At 71.3% G+C, this 19,278-nt stretch carries 17 protein-coding genes and 1 riboswitch; of the genes, 8 read left to right on the top strand and 9 right to left on the bottom strand.

The features are described 5' to 3' along the window. Nucleotides 1-125: 125 nt before the first annotated feature. Nucleotides 126-2,090, top strand: coding sequence for a HelD family protein (locus tag ACZ60T_RS27300; RefSeq protein WP_469668357.1), 1,965 nt, complete (start codon nt 126-128; stop codon nt 2,088-2,090). Between the two features lie 59 nt (nt 2,091-2,149). Here the strand turns inward: ACZ60T_RS27300 and ACZ60T_RS27295 are convergent, their stop codons facing one another. The 3 genes from ACZ60T_RS27295 to ACZ60T_RS27285 form a co-directional block, all read right to left on the bottom strand. After that, nucleotides 2,150-3,400: a trypsin-like serine peptidase gene (locus ACZ60T_RS27295; protein WP_365624688.1), complete on the bottom strand. Its 1,251-nt coding sequence runs from the start codon at nt 3,398-3,400 to the stop codon at nt 2,150-2,152. Nucleotides 3,401-3,572: 172 nt separating this feature from the next. Continuing rightward, entirely contained in the window at nt 3,573-4,262 is a 690-nt protein-coding gene (locus tag ACZ60T_RS27290; protein ID WP_469668246.1) for a copper homeostasis protein CutC, read from the bottom strand. Nucleotides 4,263-4,351: 89 nt separating this feature from the next. Then, a complete protein-coding gene (locus tag ACZ60T_RS27285; RefSeq protein ID WP_469668245.1) occupies nt 4,352-5,029 on the bottom strand; it encodes a maleylpyruvate isomerase family mycothiol-dependent enzyme in 678 nt (225 codons plus the stop codon). Between the two features lie 209 nt (nt 5,030-5,238). On the opposite strand from ACZ60T_RS27285, the gene ACZ60T_RS27280 reads away from it, so the two are divergent. The 3 genes from ACZ60T_RS27280 to ACZ60T_RS27270 all read left to right on the top strand — a co-directional run bounded on the left by ACZ60T_RS27280 (nt 5,239) and on the right by ACZ60T_RS27270 (nt 8,252). After that, complete coding sequence (locus tag ACZ60T_RS27280; RefSeq protein ID WP_469668244.1) at nt 5,239-5,883, top strand: HD domain-containing protein; 645 nt, start codon at nt 5,239-5,241, stop codon at nt 5,881-5,883. 69 nt (nt 5,884-5,952) lie between these two features. Further along, on the top strand, nt 5,953-7,164 hold the full coding sequence (locus ACZ60T_RS27275) for a Cmx/CmrA family chloramphenicol efflux MFS transporter (protein WP_469668356.1): 1,212 nt from the start codon (nt 5,953-5,955) through the stop codon (nt 7,162-7,164). Between the two features lie 20 nt (nt 7,165-7,184). Continuing rightward, complete coding sequence (locus ACZ60T_RS27270; RefSeq protein WP_469668243.1) at nt 7,185-8,252, top strand: GNAT family N-acetyltransferase; 1,068 nt, start codon at nt 7,185-7,187, stop codon at nt 8,250-8,252. A gap of 17 nt (nt 8,253-8,269) precedes the next feature. Here ACZ60T_RS27270 and ACZ60T_RS27265 read toward each other — a convergent pair whose 3' ends face one another. Next, the gene (locus tag ACZ60T_RS27265; RefSeq protein WP_365624706.1) at nt 8,270-8,653 is read right to left on the bottom strand and encodes a hypothetical protein; all 384 of its coding nucleotides are present in this window, start codon (nt 8,651-8,653) and stop codon (nt 8,270-8,272) included. A gap of 56 nt (nt 8,654-8,709) precedes the next feature. On the opposite strand from ACZ60T_RS27265, the gene ACZ60T_RS27260 reads away from it, so the two are divergent. Beyond that, a complete protein-coding gene (locus ACZ60T_RS27260; RefSeq protein WP_365624709.1) occupies nt 8,710-9,651 on the top strand; it encodes a MurR/RpiR family transcriptional regulator in 942 nt (313 codons plus the stop codon). A 52-nt stretch (nt 9,652-9,703) separates the two neighbouring features. Next, entirely contained in the window at nt 9,704-10,648 is a 945-nt protein-coding gene (gene murQ, locus ACZ60T_RS27255; protein ID WP_469668242.1) for an N-acetylmuramic acid 6-phosphate etherase, read from the top strand. A 3-nt stretch (nt 10,649-10,651) separates the two neighbouring features. Here murQ and ACZ60T_RS27250 read toward each other — a convergent pair whose 3' ends face one another. From ACZ60T_RS27250 to thrC, 5 genes are all read right to left on the bottom strand, one after another. Further along, nucleotides 10,652-11,776 carry an NADH:flavin oxidoreductase gene (locus tag ACZ60T_RS27250; RefSeq protein WP_365624715.1) on the bottom strand — a complete coding sequence of 375 codons (1,125 nt, stop codon included), beginning with the start codon at nt 11,774-11,776 and terminating at the stop codon, nt 10,652-10,654. Between the two features lie 211 nt (nt 11,777-11,987). After that, a complete protein-coding gene (gene groL, locus ACZ60T_RS27245; RefSeq protein ID WP_365624718.1) occupies nt 11,988-13,610 on the bottom strand; it encodes a chaperonin GroEL in 1,623 nt (540 codons plus the stop codon). A gap of 359 nt (nt 13,611-13,969) precedes the next feature. Further along, the gene (locus tag ACZ60T_RS27240; RefSeq protein WP_009339379.1) at nt 13,970-14,173 is read right to left on the bottom strand and encodes a cold-shock protein; all 204 of its coding nucleotides are present in this window, start codon (nt 14,171-14,173) and stop codon (nt 13,970-13,972) included. Between the two features lie 416 nt (nt 14,174-14,589). Then, nucleotides 14,590-14,865 (bottom strand): MoaD/ThiS family protein, encoded by a 276-nt coding sequence (locus ACZ60T_RS27235; protein ID WP_365624721.1) that lies wholly within the window; start codon nt 14,863-14,865, stop codon nt 14,590-14,592. 65 nt (nt 14,866-14,930) lie between these two features. Beyond that, entirely contained in the window at nt 14,931-16,244 is a 1,314-nt protein-coding gene (gene thrC / locus ACZ60T_RS27230) for a threonine synthase (protein WP_469668241.1), read from the bottom strand. Nucleotides 16,245-16,262: 18 nt separating this feature from the next. After that, nucleotides 16,263-16,406, bottom strand: a riboswitch (SAM riboswitch). Between the two features lie 173 nt (nt 16,407-16,579). Here thrC and ACZ60T_RS27225 point away from each other — a divergent pair. Beyond that, nucleotides 16,580-17,551, top strand: a complete 972-nt coding sequence (locus tag ACZ60T_RS27225; protein WP_469668240.1) for a glucosyl-3-phosphoglycerate synthase — start codon at nt 16,580-16,582, stop codon at nt 17,549-17,551. 287 nt (nt 17,552-17,838) lie between these two features. Then, nucleotides 17,839-19,269, top strand: coding sequence for an alpha,alpha-trehalose-phosphate synthase (UDP-forming) (locus ACZ60T_RS27220; protein ID WP_469668239.1), 1,431 nt, complete (start codon nt 17,839-17,841; stop codon nt 19,267-19,269). Nucleotides 19,270-19,278 lie beyond the last annotated feature (9 nt).

Here is a 19,278-nt window from a genome sequence, read left to right as displayed (position 1 = left end):
ACCCGACGTCGCTCGATCCCGCCCGGAGGCACCCTCCCGTGTCCACGCCGTCCGTCCCGACCACCCCCGACCCCCTCGTCCGCGAGCAGACCCACCTCACCGCCTCCCGGGCCGCGCTGCGCGCGATGCGCGAGGACGTGAAGAACCTCGACATCCGCGATGTCACCGCGAACTGGGTCAACGCCGAGGTCCTCAGCCGTCAGATCGAGGACCGCATCAAGGCCCTCGCCGACCTCAGCCACACCCCGCTCTTCTTCGGCCGCCTCGACTATCTGCACGCCCCGGGCGCCGAGCAGGCGGAGGGCGCGGCGGGCGAGAGCTTCTACATCGGGCGGCGCCATGTGCACGACGCGGACGGCGACCCGATGGTGATCGACTGGCGTGCGCCCGTCTCCCAGCCGTTCTACCGGGCCTCGAAGAAGGACCCGATGGACGTCGCGCTGCGCCGCCGCTTCGGCTACACCGGCGGCGACCTCACCGCGTACGAGGACGAGCACCTCTCGGACCCGGCCGAGGCGGCGACCACCAGCAAGCTGCTCCAGCAGGAGATCGAGCGCCCGCGCGTCGGCCCGATGCGCGACATCGTCGCCACCATCCAGCCCGAGCAGGACGAGATCGTCCGCAGCGGGCTGTCCGGCACCGTCTGTGTGCAGGGCGGGCCGGGGACGGGGAAGACCGCCGTGGGCCTGCACCGGGTCGCCTATCTGCTCTACGCCCACCGGGAGCGGCTCGCCCGCACCGGCACCCTCGTCATCGGCCCCAACGCCTCCTTCCTGCACTACATCGAGCAGGTGCTGCCCGCGCTCGGCGAGCTGGAGGTCAAGCAGGCGACGGTCGACGACCTCGTCGCGCAGGTCGAGGTGCGCGGCAGTGACACCGCGAGCGCCGCCGTGGTCAAGGGCGACGCCCGGATGGCCGAGGTGCTGCGCCGGGCCGTCCACTCGCATGTCACGCCGCCCACCGAGCCGGTCGTGGTGGTGCGCGGCTCGCGCCGCTGGCGGGTACCCGCGTACGAACTGGAGGAGATCGTCCGGCAGTTGCAGGACCGGGACATCCGCTACGGCGCCGCCCGCGAGGCCCTGCCGCAGCGGATCGCGCACGCGGTGCTCGTCCAGATGGAGCGGGCCGGGGAGGCGCCGGACGACCGGGTGCAGGACGCCGTCGCCCGCAACACGGCCGTGAAGGCGGCGGTCAAGGCGATCTGGCCGCCCGTCGACCCGGCCAAGCTGGTCCTCAGGCTGCTCACCGACGCCGACTTCCTCGCCGAGCACGCGGACGGGATCCTGGACGAGGACGAGCAGAAGGAGATCCTCTGGGCGAAGCCGGTGCGGTCGGTGAAGTCCGCCCGGTGGTCGCCCGCGGACGCCGTGCTGATCGACGAGGCGAGCGATCTCGTCGAGCGCACGCACTCCCTCGGGCATGTCGTCCTGGACGAGGCCCAGGACCTCTCGCCGATGCAGTACCGGGCCGTCGGCCGCCGCTGCACGACCGGTTCGGCGACCGTGCTCGGCGATCTCGCGCAGGGCACCACGCCCTGGGCGACGCGGAGTTGGCAGGAGGCGCTCACGCATCTCGGGAAGTCGGAGGCGGTGGTCGAGGAGCTGACGGCGGGCTTCCGGGTGCCGACGGACGTGATCGCGTACGCCTCCCGGCTGCTGCCGCACATCGCGCCGGGCCTCGCCCCGGTCGCGTCGGTCCGCGAGAACCCCGGGTTCTTCGAGGTGCGGGCGATCGAGGCGGACCGCGAAGTCGTCGCCGCCTGCGAGGAGTTGCTGAAGCAGGAGGGCTCGATCGGCCTGATCGCCGCCGACGCCCGGATCCCCGCGCTCGCCGAGTCGCTCGCCGCGGCCGGGATCGGCCATCTCGGCCCGGGTGAGGAGACCACGCGGGAGACCCGGCTGACCCTGGTCCCGGCGTCGCTCGCCAAGGGTCTGGAGTACGACTACGTGGTCCTGGACGAGCCGCGGGCCGTCGTCGACGGCGAGCCCGACGAACGCACGGGCCTGCGCCGCCTGTACGTGTCCCTGACCCGTGCGGTCTCGGGCCTGATCGTCACCCACGCGGCACCGCTGCCGCCCCAACTCGGCTGAACGACACGGCCCCCGGCGCCGAGAGGCGCCGGGGGCCGTGAAGTCGAGCCTTCAAGAGGTCAGTTGGACTTCTTGAACTTGTTGCTGGTCGCCAGGTACACCTGCTTGGCGTTGGCGCCCAGTCGCGGGCCGGTCACATAGGACCTGCGGTCGCTCAGGGAGCTGTCCGACACCAGGTAGACATGGCCGTTGTGCACCATGTACCAAGGGCCGCCGGAGGCACCGCCGTTGAGCGTGCAGCCCAGCATGTACATCGCCGGGTACTTGCTCGGGTAGCTGTAGCCGAGCACCGAACGCTTGGTCGCGCCGCGGCAGTCGTACATCTTCGAGCCGTCGTAGGGGGATTCGGCCGGGTAGCCGCGGACCGCCATGTTCTTGACCTTGTTGGCCGCGGGCGCGTTGAACCACACCGGCAGCGCCGAACCCACGGTCTCTTGAAGGGACTTGTGGCCCTTCTCAGGCTTCACGTGCAGCACGGCGTAGTCGTAGGTGGAGGCCACGGTGCCCTGGTGGGCGCCGCCCTTGATCCAGTTCTGCGACGTGGTGGCCCAGTTCGCCCACCAGATACCGTACGGCGAGACCGACGTGGAGCGGATGTTCTGGCTCGCCTGCTGGATGTTGTAGCGGCCGGTGTTGTCGAACGACGGCACGAAGGCGATGTTGCGGTACCAGCCGCCGCCCTTGCCCGCGTGCACGCAGTGTCCGGCCGTCCACACCAGGTTGGACTTGCCGGGGTGCGCGGGGTCGGTGACGACCGCGCCGGAGCACACCATGCTGCCCTGCGGGGTGCTGAAGAAGATCTTGCCCACGGGCGGCGCGTAGCGGTGGTACGTCGTCTTCACCCGCGTCGCGGCCTTGCGCTTCACCGTGCCGTCGGGCGCCCACATGTACGTCTGGCCACCACCGGAGTTGGTGCTGGTGCTGCTCGCCGCGGTGACCCCGGGGATGTTCGACTTGGCCTCGGCGACCCGCTCGGGCGTCCAGAAGTCCTTGATGTACGGGTTGGCGAACTCCTCGGCCTTGGACTTCCAGTCGCCGAAGTCCTCCCAGCCGCCGTCCTTCCACTTCTGCATGGCCTGACCGGTGAGGTCGGTGGGGATGCCGTCGGGCAGCTTGTAGCCGCCGAGCGAGAACCCGCCCTTGTCCTGACCGGTGTCGACGCCCGGATCGTGCTGTTCCGCCTGCGTTGACGACGAGGCGGACGCCTTGCCCTCGTCCTTCGTCTTGCTGTCGCAGGCGGTGGTGGTCACCAGGACCGCGGCGATCACGGCGGCTGCGGCCGTGATGCCTCGGCGGCGTATGAATGGCATGGAGCGTGGTCTCCCCGTGGCTGGTTCTTGTCATGCACCGGCATGGCCGGCCCGCCCCTACTATGCACGTCCGCGCGCGTGTGGTGATCGTCGGGGGACAACCCCGCACACAACAACTACGTGGCGGATATGCACCTGTGACCTGCCCTCACCTGCCCCAGGTGTCCCCGGTTCAGCCGTCGACAGCCGTGCGCCACGCGCGGACCGCCTCCGCCGAGAGGGGTGCGTGCCAGCCGTGGGGGCGGGCCGCGCCGCCGATGTGGAAGGCGTCCACACCGGCCGCGCGCAGCCGGGGCACATGGTCGAGGCGCAGCCCGCCGCCGACCAGGAGCCGCTGGGTGTAGCCGGGTTCGCCGCCGCGGGCCGCCTCGGCGGCGAGGGTGGACAGGCCGTCGTCCACGCCGTCCGGCGAGCCCGCCGTGAGGTAGGTGTCCAGGCCCGGCAGGTCGGCGAGTTGCTTGCGCAGGGCCGCGCGGTCGGCGGCGCGGTCGATCGCGCGGTGGAAGGTCCAGCGGCAGCCGTCCAGCTCCGCGACCAGCCGTTCCAGGGCCGGGAGGTCGGGTCCGCCGCTCTCGTCCAGGAAGCCGAGCACGAACGCGTCGGCTCCGGCCGCGCGCAGTTCGCACGCGGTGCGGACGAGCACCTCGACGTCACCGGCGGCGAACCCGTCCCGCAGCCGGAGCATCACGCGCAGCGGGAGGTCGACGGCGGCGCGGATCGCGGCGAACGTCGGCACGGGCGGGGTGAGCCCGTCGGCGGCCATGTCGGCGACCAGTTCGAGGCGGTCCGCGCCTCCGGCCTGAGCGGCGACGGCGTCCTCGGCGTCGAGGGCGATCACCTCCAGGACTGCACGCGTGCTCATAGGGCCCCTTCCGTCGTGTTCCCCTGGCGCTGCTACAGGTCTAGTCCAATTGAAGGGTACTCAGTCGAAGGAGGCCACTCGGAAGCCACTCACTCGAAGAGGCACAGCTCCCGCTCCGCCACCCCCGCCAGCTCGTACCGCGTCCCCGTGAGCGGGCGGCCCGAGTAGAGCCGCATCAGGGTGGGCGTGTCACCGATGTACCGGGCCGGGGGGCGCCGCCCGTCCACCTCGCCGAGACGCAGCGGCTCGTCGGCGTCGTCCAGGTCCGCGTGGAGCGGCACATGCCCCCGCTCGCGGGTGAGGTGGGCGAGCAGCGCGAGCGCGTACGGCAGCCCGTCCCCCGCGTACGCCCCCGGCTCCCCGAACGTCTCCCGTACGTCCCCGGCGTGCACCCACTCCCCGAGCGCCACCAGGTCGAGCACGCCACCGGCCCGCGCGATCGCGGCCCCCGCCTCGGTCATCCCCCGTTCCAGCTCGTCGACGACCCGGGCGTTCGTCCAGGTGGCGCGTTCGGCGATGTCGCGGTCGTTCGCCTCGGGGCTGAACACGCCCTTCTCGAACCGGTGCTCCACCACCCGGGCCAGCGCGGACGAGCAGTGCGCGAGCACATGCCGCACGGTCCACCCCGGACAGGCGGCGGTCGGCAACGCGAAGTCCGCGTCCGGACGCGCCCGCAGCAGCGGGATCAGCGCGTCACGCTCGACGGTCAGCAGCCGGCCGGGCAGCTCGGGGTCTCGTACCTCTCCTTGCAGATCTGTGTTGGTCATGCGCCCACGCTAGGGCCTCTCGTTTGGATCATGCCGGGCTCGCGGGCCCTGGCACCGCACCTCGCCGCGTTGTCGTCGGTTGGCAGGACTCCGCCCTGCCGCCCTCCTCCGCCTTGCGAAGCACGGCACCAGACCCCGCTCCCTGATCCGGCCTGATCCAAACGAAAGGCCCTAGGCTCCGACGCCTGTCTGCACGGGAGAATGCCCGGATGACCGATCTCGACGCGTTGCGCTCCCGCTGGGCGCGGACCCTGCTGGCCGTGCGGCGGGGCGTGGCGGAGCCCGACGCCGCGCCGTACGCCGAGAACTTGCTGCGCCGCTGGTCGGAGCCGCAGCGCCGGTACCACACGGTCGGCCATCTGGTGGCTGTCCTGGATCACGTCGACCGGCTCGCCGCGTACGCCGACGATCCCGACGCGGTGCGCCTCGCAGCCTGGTTCCATGACGCGGTCTACCGGCCGGAGCACTCGGAGAACGAGGAGCGCTCGGCCCGTCTCGCCGAGCGGGCGCTGCCCGAGGCCGGGGTGGAGCGCGCCACGACGACCGAGGTCGCCCGGCTGGTCCGGCTCACCGCCGACCACGCGCCCGCACCCGGCGACGCGAACGGCGCCGTCCTGTGCGACGCCGACCTGGCGATCCTGGCGGCGCCCGAGGAGACGTACGCCACCTACACGGCGGCGGTCCGGGCGGAGTACGCCTTCGTCCCCGAGCAGGTGTTCCGTACGGCGCGCGCGGCGCTGCTGCGTCAACTCCTCGGCCAGGAACGGATGTTCCGGACCCCGTACGGAGAGCGGACGTGGGCGGAGGCGGCCCGTCGCAACCTCCGCGGCGAGCTGGCACGGCTGGACGTCTGACGCGCGGGAATGCCGCGGCGCCGGACGGCGTTGCCCACGGACATGCCCGCACCCACCGCACGCCCTCGCATGCCCCTGGCCGTCTACATCCTCGGACTGTCCGTCTTCGCGCTCGGGACCAGTGAGTTCATGCTCTCCGGGCTGCTTCCGCCCATCGCCGAGGACATGCATGTCTCGATCCCCCGGGCCGGGCTGCTGATCTCGGCGTTCGCGATCGGCATGGTCGTCGGCGCTCCCCTGCTGGCCGTGGCCACCCTGCGGCTGCCGCGGCGGACCACGCTCATCTCGCTCATCACGCTGTTCGGGATCGGCCAGGTCGCGGGCGCGCTCGCGCCGTCGTACGGCGTGCTGTTCGCGTCCCGTGTGGTCAGCGCGCTCGCCTGCGCCGGGTTCTGGGCGGTCGGTGCCTCTGTCGCCGTCGCCATGGCGTCGTCGGGGGCCCGCGCCCGCGCGCTCGCGGTGATGATCGGCGGTCTGTCGATAGCCAACGTGGTCGGTGTCCCCGTGGGCGCCTTCCTCGGGGAGCATCTCGGCTGGCGGTCCGCGTTCTGGGCCGTGGCCGCCGCCTCGGCCGTCGCCCTCGTCGGTGTGGCCACCCTCATCCCGCAGATCCCGCTCCCGGAGGAGAAGCCGCGCCTCGGCCGCGAGGTCCTGGTCTACCGCGATCCCCAGGTCTGGCTCGGCATCATCACGGTGATGCTGGCCGCGGGCGGTGTCTTCTGCACGTTCAGCTACCTCGCGCCGCTGCTCACCAAGGTGGCCGGGCTCGACTCCGGCTGGGTGCCCACCGTGCTCGCCCTGTTCGGCATCGGCGCGGTCATCGGCACGACGATCGGCGGACGGATTGCCGACGCGCATCTCTTCGGTGTTCTGCTGACCGGTACCGGCGCCTCGACCGTCTTCCTGGTCGCGCTCGCCCTCCTCGGGCAGTTCGCCACCGCGGCCGTCCTGATCTCCTTCCTCCTCGGCGTCTCGTCCTTCTACACCGCCCCCGCCCTCAACGCCCGGATGTTCAACGTGGCCGGGGCCGCCCCCACACTGGCCGGTGCCACCACCACCGCGGCCTTCAACCTCGGCAACACGAGCGGCCCCTGGCTCGGCGGCGCGGTCATCGACGGCGGGTTCGGCTATCTGTCGACCGCGTGGGCGGGCGCCGCGCTCACCGTGACCGGCCTGGGCGCGGCGGCCCTCTCCCTGCGGTTGCAGCGGCGCGGGGGAACGTCGCGGGTCGTGGCGGGGGCACCGGCGGCGGTGGAAAATCCGGTACGGAGCGAGGCCTGACAGAACCTATCCTCACCGGCATGCGAATCATGGGTGGGGAACAGGTGAAGGAGGCCGTCGCGGGATGCGCGGCCGTGTTGCGTACGGCGACGGACCGGGACTGGGAAGAGGTACGGGCCGGTCGGCTGACGTGGAGCTGCCGCTTCACCGCCGGGCACATCACGAGCGATCTCGTCACGTACGCCGCGCAGTTGGCCGGGCGGGCGCAGGACGTGTATCTGGCCTTCGACATCACCCTGGACGAGGAAGCCGACAACGAGGAAGCGGTGCAGGGGATCGAGCTGACGGGGGCGCTGTTCGCCGCCGCCGTCGACACCGCGCCCCGTGCGGTGCGCGCCTTCCACCCGTGGCCCTTCCGCAGCGCGGACCGCGAGGGGTTCGCCGCGATGGGCATCGCCGAAGTACTGCTGCACACGCACGACATCGCGGAGGGGCTCGGCCTCGCCTACGAGCCGTCCGCCGAGCTGTGCGAGGGCGTGCTGACCCGGATCTTCCCGCGGGTCCAGCCCGGCCCGGCCCCCTGGCGCACGCTCCTGTGGGCCACGGGCCGCGGCGATCTGCCCGGCCGCGCCCCGGTGACCGACTGGCGCTGGGCCAACAACGTGGTGATCTTGGGCGAGCGGCTCACCCTGGAGGGCCTCACCCCGGCGCGCGCCACCGACCTGGCCCAGGGCGGCACGGGCGGCTTCGACTGGCTCGACGGCGGCCCCTTCGAGGGCACGCGGGACGCCGCCGGGATGCTGGTGAAGGCGTACGAGGCGGGGCAGTACCGGCCGGAGTGGGGCGTCTTCGTGCTCGTCCGTGCCGAGGACGGTCTCGCGGTCGGCGCCATGGGCTTCCACAGCGCCCCGGACGCGGACGGGACGGTCGAGATCGGCTACGACCTGGTGGCGGGCGCCCGCGGCCACGGCTACGCGACCGAGGCGCTGCGCTCCCTCGCCGACCGGACGCTGGCACGCGACGACGTCAGCACGCTCACGGCCGTCATCGACCGGTCGAACCTCCCCTCGCAGGGCGTGGTGACACGCGCCGGGTTCAGCCGGGTCGCCGAGGACGAGCAGACGTACACCTACGCGCTGACCCGCTGAACCCGCCGGTCCCCGGCTCAGGAGGACGGCATCGCGCCCGTCGCCCGCCCCAGGGACCCCACCGCCGCGACCCGCACCCCGGCCTTGTGGCACACCCAGTGCGGGTCGGGGCCCAGTTCGGGCTCGACATCGAGGGCGTGCGGGCCGCCGGAGGGGCAGACGGGACACAGCGGCCAGCGGCCGTACCGCTCCAGCAGCGCGTCCTGCACGTCCTGCGCGACCAGCCCCGCCACGTACTCCGCGCCCTCGGGCCACTGCTCCACCCACCAGCGCCGCTGGACCACGGAGTCCTCGACGAGCGAGACGACGTCCGCCTTGGCGACCTCCCCCGCGACCAGATCGGCGAGCACCAGCGCGCGAGCCGCGTGCAGGGCCTGTTCCTGGGGGGTGATGGGTTTCATGCCCCTATTGTGCGCAGTCTTGACCATCGCTACGAGTCGAAAATATCTTTCATGGTGTGACCCAGGATGTGAAGGAAACTTTCGCGCGCGCCCCCGTGGGCTCCGGTACGCCGCCCGCTCCCGCCGCGCTGGCCGCCAAGGTACGGACCCTCGCACCCTCCATGACCCGGTCCATGCAGCGCGTCGCCGAGGCCGTCGCCGGGGATCCGGCGGGCTGCGCGGCGCTCACCGTCACCGGGCTCGCCGAGCTGACCGGCACCAGCGAGGCCACCGTCGTCCGCACGGCCCGCCTCCTCGGCTACCCCGGCTACCGGGATCTGCGCCTCGCGCTCGCGGGCCTCGCCGCCCAGCAGCAGTCCGGCCGCGCCCCGTCCGTCACGGCCGACATCGCGGTGGACGACCCGCTCGCGGACGTCGTCGCCAAGCTCGCCTACGACGAACAGCAGACCCTCGCCGACACGGCGGCCGGGCTCGACACCGTGCAGCTCGGGGCCGCGGTGGCGGCGCTCGCCGCCGCGCGCCGCGTCGATGTGTACGGGGTGGGGGCGTCCGGACTCGTCGCCCAGGACCTCGCGCAGAAGCTGCTGCGGATAGGGCTCATAGCCCATGCGCACAGCGACCCGCATCTCGCCGTCACCAACGCCGTGCAACTGCGCGCCAAGGACGTGGCGATCGCGATCACGCACTCCGGCTCCACCGGGGACGTCATCGAACCACTGCGCGTCGCCTTCGAGCGCGGTGCGACGACCGTCGCGATCACCGGCCGCCCCGACGGGCCCGTCACGCAGTACGCCGACCACATCCTCACCACGTCCACGGCGCGCGAGAGCGAGCTGCGGCCTGCCGCGATGTCGTCCCGTACGAGTCAACTCCTCGTCGTGGACTGTCTGTTCATCGGCGTGGCACAACGGACCTACGAGACCGCCGCGCCCGCCCTGTCCGCCTCGTACGAGGCCCTCGCCCACCGCCACAGCCCACGCGGCGGAACCAAGCGCTAGCCCCGCCCCCTCTCCCAGAGCAGTGACGCCGCACCGGAAAGAGTCAGCCGCGATGACCTCCCCCACGTCCGAACCCCGTGATCTGCGCGCCCAGTTGGAGACCCTGACCACCGAGGCCTTCCGTCCCGAGCTGGCCGAGATCGACCGGCTGCCGACGCTGGAGATCGCCACCCTCATGAACGGCGAGGACGCGAGCGTGGCGGGCGCGGTCGCCGCGCGACTGCCCGAGATCGCCGCCGCGATCGACGCCCTCGCCGCGCGCATGGCCCACGGCGGCCGGCTCGTCTACGCGGGCGCGGGCACCGCCGGGCGGCTCGGCGTCCTGGACGCCTCCGAGTGCCCGCCGACGTTCAACACGGACCCCGCCCAGGTGGTGGGCCTGATCGCGGGCGGCCCCGGCGCCATGGTGACCTCGGTCGAGGGCGCGGAGGACTCCGGCGAGCTGGCGGCCCGCGACCTCGACGCGCTGGAGCTGACCGCCCGTGACACGGTGGTCGGTATCTCGGCCTCGGGCCGCACCCCGTACGCGGTCGGCGCGGTGACGCACGCCCGCTCGCTCGGCGCGCTCACCGTCGGCCTGTCCTGCAACGCGGACAGCGCCCTGGCCGCCGCCGCCGAGCACGGGATCGAGGTCGTGGTGGGCCCCGAGCTGATCACGGGCTCGACGCGGCTGAAGGCGGGGACGGCGCAGAAGCTGGTCCTCAACATGCTCTCGACGATCACGATGATCCGCCTGGGCAAGACCTACGGGAACCTGATGGTCGACGTCCGCGCCTCCAACGACAAGCTGCGCGCCCGCTCGCGCCGCATCGTGGCGCTGGCGACGGGCGCGCCGGACGAGGAGATCGAGCGCGCCCTGACGGCGACGGACGGCGAGGTCAAGAACGCGATCCTGACGATCCTGGCCGACGTGGACGGCCCCTCGGCCGCCCGGCTCCTCGCGGAGAGCGAAGGCCGTCTGCGCACGGCACTGGAGCGGGCGGCAGCGCTGGACTAGTCCTTAGCTCAGCGTCTTCAGGGACGCCGCGTCGTACGGCTTCAGGTCGTCGAAACGGCCCCGCAGGACCTTCGCCGCCCACTCGGGGTCATGGAGCAGCGCGCGGCCGACGGCGACCATGTCGAACTCGTCCGACTCCATCCGGTCCAGGAGGTTGTCGATGCCCTTGACCGGGGCGCCCTCGCCCGCGAAGGCGCGGACGAAGTCGCCGTCCAGGCCGACCGAGCCGACCGTGATCGTCGGCTTGCCCGTGAGCTTCTTCGTCCAGCCCGCGAGGTTGAGGTCGGCGCCGTCGAACTCCGGGAGCCAGTAGCGGCGCGTGGAGGCGTGGAAGGCGTCCACACCGGCCGCGGCGAGCGGGGTGAGGAGGGCCTCCAGCTCCTCGGGGGTCTCGGCGAGCCTGGCGTCGTAGTTGTCCGACTTCCACTGCGAGAAGCGGAAGAGCACCGGGAACTCGGGCGAGACCGCCTCCCGTACGGCCGCCACGATCTCGGCGGCGAACTTCGTACGGGCGACGAGGTCGCCGCCGTAGGCGTCCGTACGGCGGTTGGTGCCCGCCCACAGGAACTGGTCGACGAGGTAGCCGTGCGCGCCGTGCAGTTCCACGCCGTCGAAGCCGATGCGCTCCGCCGCGGCGGCGGCCCCGGCGAAGGCCGCGATCACATCGTCCAGGTCCTGCCGCGTCATGGCCCGGCCCGTGCCCTCGGTGCCGTCGAGACGGATGCCCGAGGGGCCGACGGCCGGGGCGTCCGGGAACGGCGGGGCACCGGCCTTGCGCACCATGCCGATGTGCCAGAGCTGCGGCACGATCGCACCGCCCGCCGCGTGCACGGCCTCGGCGACCCGCGCCCAGCCCGCCAGTTGCTCCTCGCCGTGGAAGCGCGGGACGCGGTCGCTCTCACCGGCCGAGGCGTGGTCCACATAGGTGCCCTCGGTGACGATCAGGCCCACGTCCGCGGCGGCGCGGCGCCCGTAGTACGACGCGACGTCCTCGCCGGGGATGCCGCCGGGCGAGAACTGGCGGGTCATGGGCGCCATCGCGATGCGGTTCCGGACCGTCAGGCCGTTGATCGTCGTGGGGCGGGAGAGGATCTCGGCCGCGCGGGACGCGGAGGCGGAGAGAGACACAGGGAACTCCAAGCCGAGGGAAGGGGGTGGGGCACGCCGGATACATGCATACGCATACGGCGTTCGTCCATCCCAACGGCTTCACGGTTCCCCGCATTCCGCATCGGCGGGCCCGCGGGGTGTGATTCCGGATACGCCCGAGGGCGGCACCCCCTGTCGCCAGGGAGTGCCGCCCTCGGTCCGTGCAGGACGGGTCCGATCCTCGGGAGGATCAGAAGTCCATGTCACCGCCCGGCATGCCGCCCGGAGCGGCCGCGGCGGCCTTCTCCGGCTTGTCGGCGATGACGGCCTCGGTGGTGAGGAACAGCGCGGCGATGGAGGCGGCGTTCTGCAGCGCGGAACGGGTCACCTTCGCCGGGTCGATGATGCCTTCCTTGACCAGGTCGACATATTCGCCGGTCGCGGCGTTCAGGCCGTGACCCGGGGTCAGGTTGCGCACCTTCTCCACCACGACGCCGCCCTCGAGACCGGCGTTGACGGCGATCTGCTTCAGCGGGGCCTCGAGCGCCAGCTTGACGGCGGCGGCACCGGTGGCCTCGTCGCCCTCCAGCTCCAGCTTCTCGAAGACCTGGGAGGCCTGGAGCAGGGCCACGCCACCACCGGCGACGATGCCCTCCTCGACGGCCGCCTTCGCGTTGCGAACGGCGTCCTCGATGCGGTGCTTGCGCTCCTTGAGCTCCACCTCGGTGGCGGCACCGGCCTTGATGACGGCCACGCCGCCGGCCAGCTTCGCCAGGCGCTCCTGCAGCTTCTCGCGGTCGTAGTCGGAGTCGCTGTTCTCGATCTCGGCGCGGATCTGGTTCACGCGGCCGTTGACCTGGTCCGAGGAACCGGCACCGTCGACGATGGTGGTCTCGTCCTTGGTGATGACGACCTTGCGGGCGCGGCCCAGGAGGTCCAGGGTCGCATTCTCCAGCTTGAGGCCGACCTCCTCGGAGATGACCTCGCCGCCCGTGAGGATGGCGATGTCGCCGAGCATGGCCTTGCGGCGGTCGCCGAAGCCCGGGGCCTTGACTGCGACGGACTTGAAGGTGCCGCGGATCTTGTTGACGACCAGGGTCGACAGGGCCTCGCCCTCGACGTCCTCGGCGATGATCAGCAGCGGCTTGCCCGACTGCATGACCTTCTCCAGGAGCGGGAGCAGGTCCTTGACGTTGGAGATCTTGGAGTTGGCGATCAGGATGTACGGGTCGTCGAGGACGGCCTCCATACGCTCCATGTCGGTGGCGAAGTACGCCGAGATGTAGCCCTTGTCGAAGCGCATACCCTCGGTGAGCTCGAGCTCCAGACCGAAGGTCTGGGACTCCTCGACGGTGATGACGCCTTCCTTGCCGACCTTGTCCATGGCCTCGGCGATCAGCTCGCCGATCTGGGTGTCGGCGGCGGAGATGGAGGCCGTGGAAGCGATCTGCTCCTTGGTCTCGACGTCCTTCGCCTGCTCCAGCAGGGCGGCGGAGACGGCCTCGACGGCCTTCTCGATACCGCGCTTCAGGGCCATCGGGTTGGCACCGGCGGCGACGTTGCGCAGGCCCTCGCGGACCAGCGCCTGGGCGAGCACGGTCGCGGTGGTCGTACCGTCACCGGCGACGTCGTCCGTCTTCTTGGCGACTTCCTTGACCAGCTCGGCGCCGATCTTCTCGTACGGGTCCTCGAGCTCGATCTCCTTGGCGATGGAGACACCGTCGTTGGTGATCGTGGGGGCGCCCCACTTCTTCTCGAGGACGACGTTGCGACCCTTGGGGCCGAGCGTCACCTTGACGGCGTCCGCGAGCTGGTTCATGCCGCGCTCGAGGCCGCGCCGCGCCTCCTCGTCGAACGCGATGATCTTGGCCATGTGAAGTGGTCCTCCCAGGACTGGGGGTGATGACTTCGGACCGCGCCCGCGCCCGCGACGGACGACCCCGGCCTGTGGTTCCTTGCCCCACCCGGCCACGGCCTCACCGACTCGGTCCTTCTTTTGTCACTCTCACCTTCAGAGTGCTAACGCCAATGATTAGCACTCGCCCCCTCCGAGTGCAAGGCGCAGCCGCGAAAGCGGACTCGATGGGGAACACGACGGGGGCACGATCACCCTCTGCGGACGCAGGTCCCGGGGCACCCCCGCGGCGGCTTCCGGGCAGACCGAGGGGCCCGTACCCCCAGTGGGATACGAGCCCCTCGGCACATCGAACAGTTCAGTCGTCGGCGCGCACTTCAGCCGGCCAGGCGAACCATGTCCGCCTGCGGACCCTTCTGGCCCTGCGAGATCTCGAACTCGACCCGCTGACCCTCTTCCAGAGTGCGGTAGCCGTCCATCTGGATGGCGCTGTAGTGGACGAAAACATCCGCACCACCGTCGACCGCGATGAAGCCGTACCCCTTCTCCGCGTTGAACCACTTGACGGTGCCCTGAGCCATGCCTAACTCCCCTATTACTGGCCCTTGCACAGATCCACACTTCGCGGATCCGGGTCAGACCTCACCCCCCAACGGTTGGGGGCGTGCGCCGGAACGCGTCGACCGCGGCTGAATGTATCTGTCCAACTGCCCTCTGCAACAGGGCAGTCGGACGAGAAATCCGGGCATGGCCGGTCGGGAATGTACGAAGAATTCGGCCGACTTCAGGGCAAGTCGGGCCCCACAAAGGGAGCGAATGGCGCAAATGGCCTGCCTACTTTGGCTATTTCTTGCCGTACACGAAGACAGGAACTCAGAACGCCCGGCTAACAGGGTCCGAGCGTGTTCCCCAACTGTACCGTGCTCAATCCCCAAGAATTACCCCCTCCGTTTCGCGTGACGGAGGGGGCGGCACATCGGTGGCGGGAAGTCGACCCTCAGCCGCCGGCGACGGCGGGAATGATGGAGATTCCCGCGCCGTCCGGCGTCTTCGTCTGAAGGCCCTGCTCGAAGCGGACGTCGTCGTCGTTGACGTACACGTTGACGAAGCGGCGCAGCTTGCCCTGGTCGTCCAGGACGCGGGCCGCGATGCCGGTGTGGTTCTTCTCCAGGTCCTCGATGACCTCGGCGAGGGTGGCGCCCTGGGCGGCCACCTCGGACTGGCCGCCGGTGTAGGTGCGCAGGATGGTGGGGATGCGGACGGTGACGCTCATACGGGTGACCTCCGGTCTGGGTACGGCGGGTGGGGGGAGAGAGACGGACGGCGGGTCGGGACAGGTCAGACGAGGCCGGACGCCTTGAAGGAGTCGAGGTTCGGACGGATCGTCGCGGTCGCGCCCGTGCCGGCCACCGCGTCGAGGGTCTTGAGGCCGTCGCCGGTGTTGAGGACGACCGTCGTCTTCGTCGGGTCGAGGGCGCCGCTCTCGATGAGCTTGCGGGTCACGCCCACTGTGACACCTCCGGCGGTCTCCGCGAAGATGCCCTCGGTGCGGGCGAGCAGCCTGATCGCGTCCACGATCTGCGCGTCCGTCACGTCCTCCACCGCGCCGCCCGTGCGGCGCGCGATGTCGAGGACATAGGGGCCGTCCGCCGGGTTGCCGATCGCCAGCGACTTGGCGATCGTGTCCGGCTTCTGCGGCCGTACGACGTCGTGGCCCGCCTTGAACGCGACGGACACCGGCGAGCAGCCCTCGGCCTGCGCACCGAAGATCCGGTACGGCCGGTCCTCGACGAGCCCGAGTGCGATCAGCTCCCGCAGCCCCTTGTCGATCTTCGTGAGCTGGGAGCCGGAGGCGACCGGGACCACGATCTGGTCGGGCAGCCGCCAGCCGAGCTGCTCGGCGATCTCGTACGCCAGGGTCTTGGACCCCTCGGCGTAGTACGGACGGAGGTTGACGTTGACGAAGCCCCAGCCCTCGCCGGCCGGGTCGCCGATCAGCTCGGAGCAGAAGCGGTTCACGTCGTCGTAGGTGCCCTCGATACCGACGAGGTCGCCGCCGTAGATCGCGGCCATGACGACCTTGCCCTGCTCCAGGTCGTGCGGGATGAAGACGCAGGAGCGCAGGCCCGCCCTGGCCGCGGCGGCGCCGACCGCGCCCGCGAGGTTGCCGGTGGAGGAGCAGGACAGGGTGGTGAAGCCGAAGGCGCGCGCCGCCTCCAGCGCCTGGGCGACGACGCGGTCCTTGAAGGAGTGCGTCGGGTTGCCGGAGTCGTCCTTCACATAGAGCCCGCCGGTGACGCCCAGTTCGCGGGCCAGGTGGTCGGCCTTGACGAGCTTGGTCCAGCCGGGGTTGAGGTTCGGCTTGGTGGCGACATCCGCCGGGACCGGCAGGAGCGGGGCGTAGCGCCAGATGTTCGCGGGGCCCGACTCGATCGTGCGGCGCAGTTCCTCGGGCTCGTAGGCCGAGAAGTCGTACGCGATCTCCAGGGGGCCGAAGCACTCCTGGCAGGCGAAGACGGGGCCGAGCGGCACCCGGTGTCCGCACTCGCGGCAGGACAGCGCGGCGGCGGGGCCGAGATCCACGGGACGCGAGGTGTCCGCGGAGGTGGAGGTGGTGTGTGCGGAGGTACTGACAACTGACTGAGCAGCCATGTCCGGCGAGGCCCTTTCTCCTCATCTTCCTCATGACGCACTTCGTCATGAGACGGATTTGGCACCTTCCCTAGCCGGGAGCCTCGCGATCAACGACGAGTACCGACTGGAGGGTTGCCGGGGCTTCACCGGGCCGTTTCCCTCTGCCCCTCTGGATGAGCTGTATGGAGTTGTTTCTCTCGATATACGCAGGCGACGACCCCCGGCTTCGGAAGTCCGTCGGCGTTGCCCAAGACTGTAACCGAAGGCCAGGTGGGTTGAGATAGTCGTCCGAAGCGCGAGACAGGTCACTCGGACACTTGTCTTGTCGAACGTAGGTAAGGAGCCGGAAGACCGTGCTGGAAGAAGTCGAGCGCTGGCTGAGGACGCGTTCCTGGTCCGTGGCCGATCGCCCGCTTCACGCGATCATGGCCGCGAAACGGGACTCGGGTTCGTCGGTCAGTGTCGTGCTGCCGGCACTCGACGAGGAGAAGACGGTCGGCGAGATCGTCGCCGTCATTCACCGTGATCTCGTGGAGCGGGTTCCGCTGGTGGACGAGATCGTCGTGGTCGACTCGGGTTCCACGGACCGTACGGCCGAGGTGGCGGCGGCGGCCGGGGCGCGGGTGGTGCACCGCGACGCGATCCTGCCGCGTATCCCGGCCGTGCCCGGCAAGGGCGAGGTGCTGTGGCGCTCCCTGCTGGTGACCAGCGGCGACATCATCTGCTTCGTCGACGCGGACCTGCGGGAGTTCTCGTCGGACTTCGTCGTCGGCATCGTGGGCCCGCTGCTCACGGATCCGGGCGTGGACCTGGTGAAGGCGATGTACGACCGCCCGCTGACCCTGCCCGGCGACGGCACCGGCAACGCGACCGCGGCGGGTCAGGGCGGCCGGGTCACCGAGCTGATGGCGCGCCCGCTGCTCAACATGCACTGGCCGCAGCTCGCCGGGTTCGTCCAGCCGCTCGGCGGCGAGTACGCGGCCCGCCGCGCCCTGCTGGAGCGGCTCCCCTTCCCGGTGGGGTACGGGGTGGAGCTGGGCATGCTCGTCGACGCGCTGCATCTGGTGGGCCTGGACGCTCTCGCGCAGGTCGACGTCGGAGTGCGTATCCATCGCCACCAGGACGGCCAGGCGCTGGGCCGGATGGCCGCCGCGATCTACCGCACCGCACAGCTCCGCCTGGCCCGCGGCCATCTGATCCGCCCGTCCCTCACCCAGTTCGAGCGGGGCGCGGCGGGCTTCGAGCCGCGCACCTACCCGGTGGACACGGAGGAGCGGCCACCGATGACACAGATAGCGGAGTACGTGAAGCGCACGGCGGCCTGAGCCCGAGGGCGCCCGACGCGCTGTTCCGGCCACGCCTTCGCAGACGGCCGAACCGCGCGTTTGGGCGTTTGGGGGCCGGGCTAGTGCCTCGGCAGGCAATGTTCGCCCGTCAAGGAGCGGCGTTCGGTGCGTGCTCTCGGTGTGCCGGACGGAAGCCCTCGTACTGGACGTACGTGGGCTTTCGGCCGGTGCGGCGAGTGGGGGTCCCCCCTGCTCGAAGAGCTTGGGGGAGTGCCGGGCGTCGCGACGGGGTGGACATTGTCTGCCGAGGCGCTAGGTTTCCCGGCATGGCTGTCACAGAAGGCGCCCGTGTCCTTGTCGCGTCCAATCGCGGTCCTGTCTCGTACTCCCTCGACGAGAGCGGGGCGCTCGTGGCCCGGCGGGGCGGGGGCGGGCTGGTGTCGGGGCTGTCGGCGATCGGTCCGGACGCGGACGCGGTCTGGGTCTGCGCGGCGCTGAGCGAGGGCGACCGCGAGGCCGTGCGGCGGACCGGCGGGGCGCTGGACACCGCGGACACGGGCGGGCAGCGCGTCCGGATGCTCGGGATCGACCCGGGGGTGTACGCGGACGCGTACAACGGCGTCGCGAACTCGGTGCTGTGGTTCGTGCACCACATGCTGTACCAGACCCCGCTGGAGCCCGCGTTCGGCCGGGAGTTCCGGCGGCAGTGGGCGTCGTACGAGGCGTACAACCAGGCGTTCGCGCGGGCGCTGGCCGAGGAGGCGGCGCAGGGCGCGGCGGTCCTGGTCCAGGACTACCACCTCGCCCTGACGCCCCGGATGCTCCGCGGTCTCCGTCCCGACCTGCGCATCGGCCACTTCTCGCACACCCCGTGGGCGCCGCCGGAGTACTTCGGTCTGCTGCCGGACGACATCGCGGCGCAGTTGCTCGGCGGGATCCTGGGCGCGGACCGGGCGGCGTTCCTCACCCGGCGGTGGGCGGACGCGTTCACGGACTGCTGTCATGCGGTGCTCGGCCCGGGGATCCCCTCGGGCGAGCGCGTCGGTGTCCATGGGCTGGGCGCGGACGCGGACTTCCTGCGGGAGCGGGCCCACCGGCCGGACGTGGACGAGTGGTTGGCCGTGCTGCGCGAGCAGATCGGGTCGGCGCCGGACGGGACGCCGCGCAGGACGATCGTGCGGGTGGACCGTACGGAGCTGTCGAAGAACATCGTGCGGGGGCTGCTGGCGTACGAGGAGCTGCTGCGGGCGCGTCCGGAGTGGCGCGAGCGGGTCGTCCATGTCGCCTTCGCCTATCCGTCCCGGCAGGATCTGGCCGTCTACCGCGCGTACACGGCGGAGGTCCGGCGGGTCGCGGAGGAGATCAACTCCCGTTACGGGACGCCGGACTGGACCCCGGTGGAGCTGCATGTGAAGGACGACTTCGCACGCTCCCTGGCCGCGTACCGGATGGCGGACGTGGCGCTGGTCAACCCCATCCGGGACGGGATGAACCTGGTCGCCAAGGAGGTCCCGGTGGTCTCCGACGAGGGCTGTGCGCTGGTGCTGTCACGGGAGGCGGGGGCGTACGAGGAGCTGGGCGAGCACGCGGTGACGGTGAACCCGTACGACATCGTGGGGACGGCGGCCGCACTGCACGAGGCCTTGTCGATGCCCACACCGGAACGGGCCGAACGCTCGAAGGCCCTGGCGGCCCGTGCCACGGCGCTGCCACCCGGCCAGTGGTTCCTGGACCAGTTGGCGGCCCTGGAGGCGTGAGCCCTCCAG

The organism is Streptomyces sp. NPDC104371, from assembly GCF_055583785.1.
The sequence above is the reverse complement of the archived record's forward strand: the minus strand, read 5'-3'. Positions and strand labels throughout refer to the sequence as shown.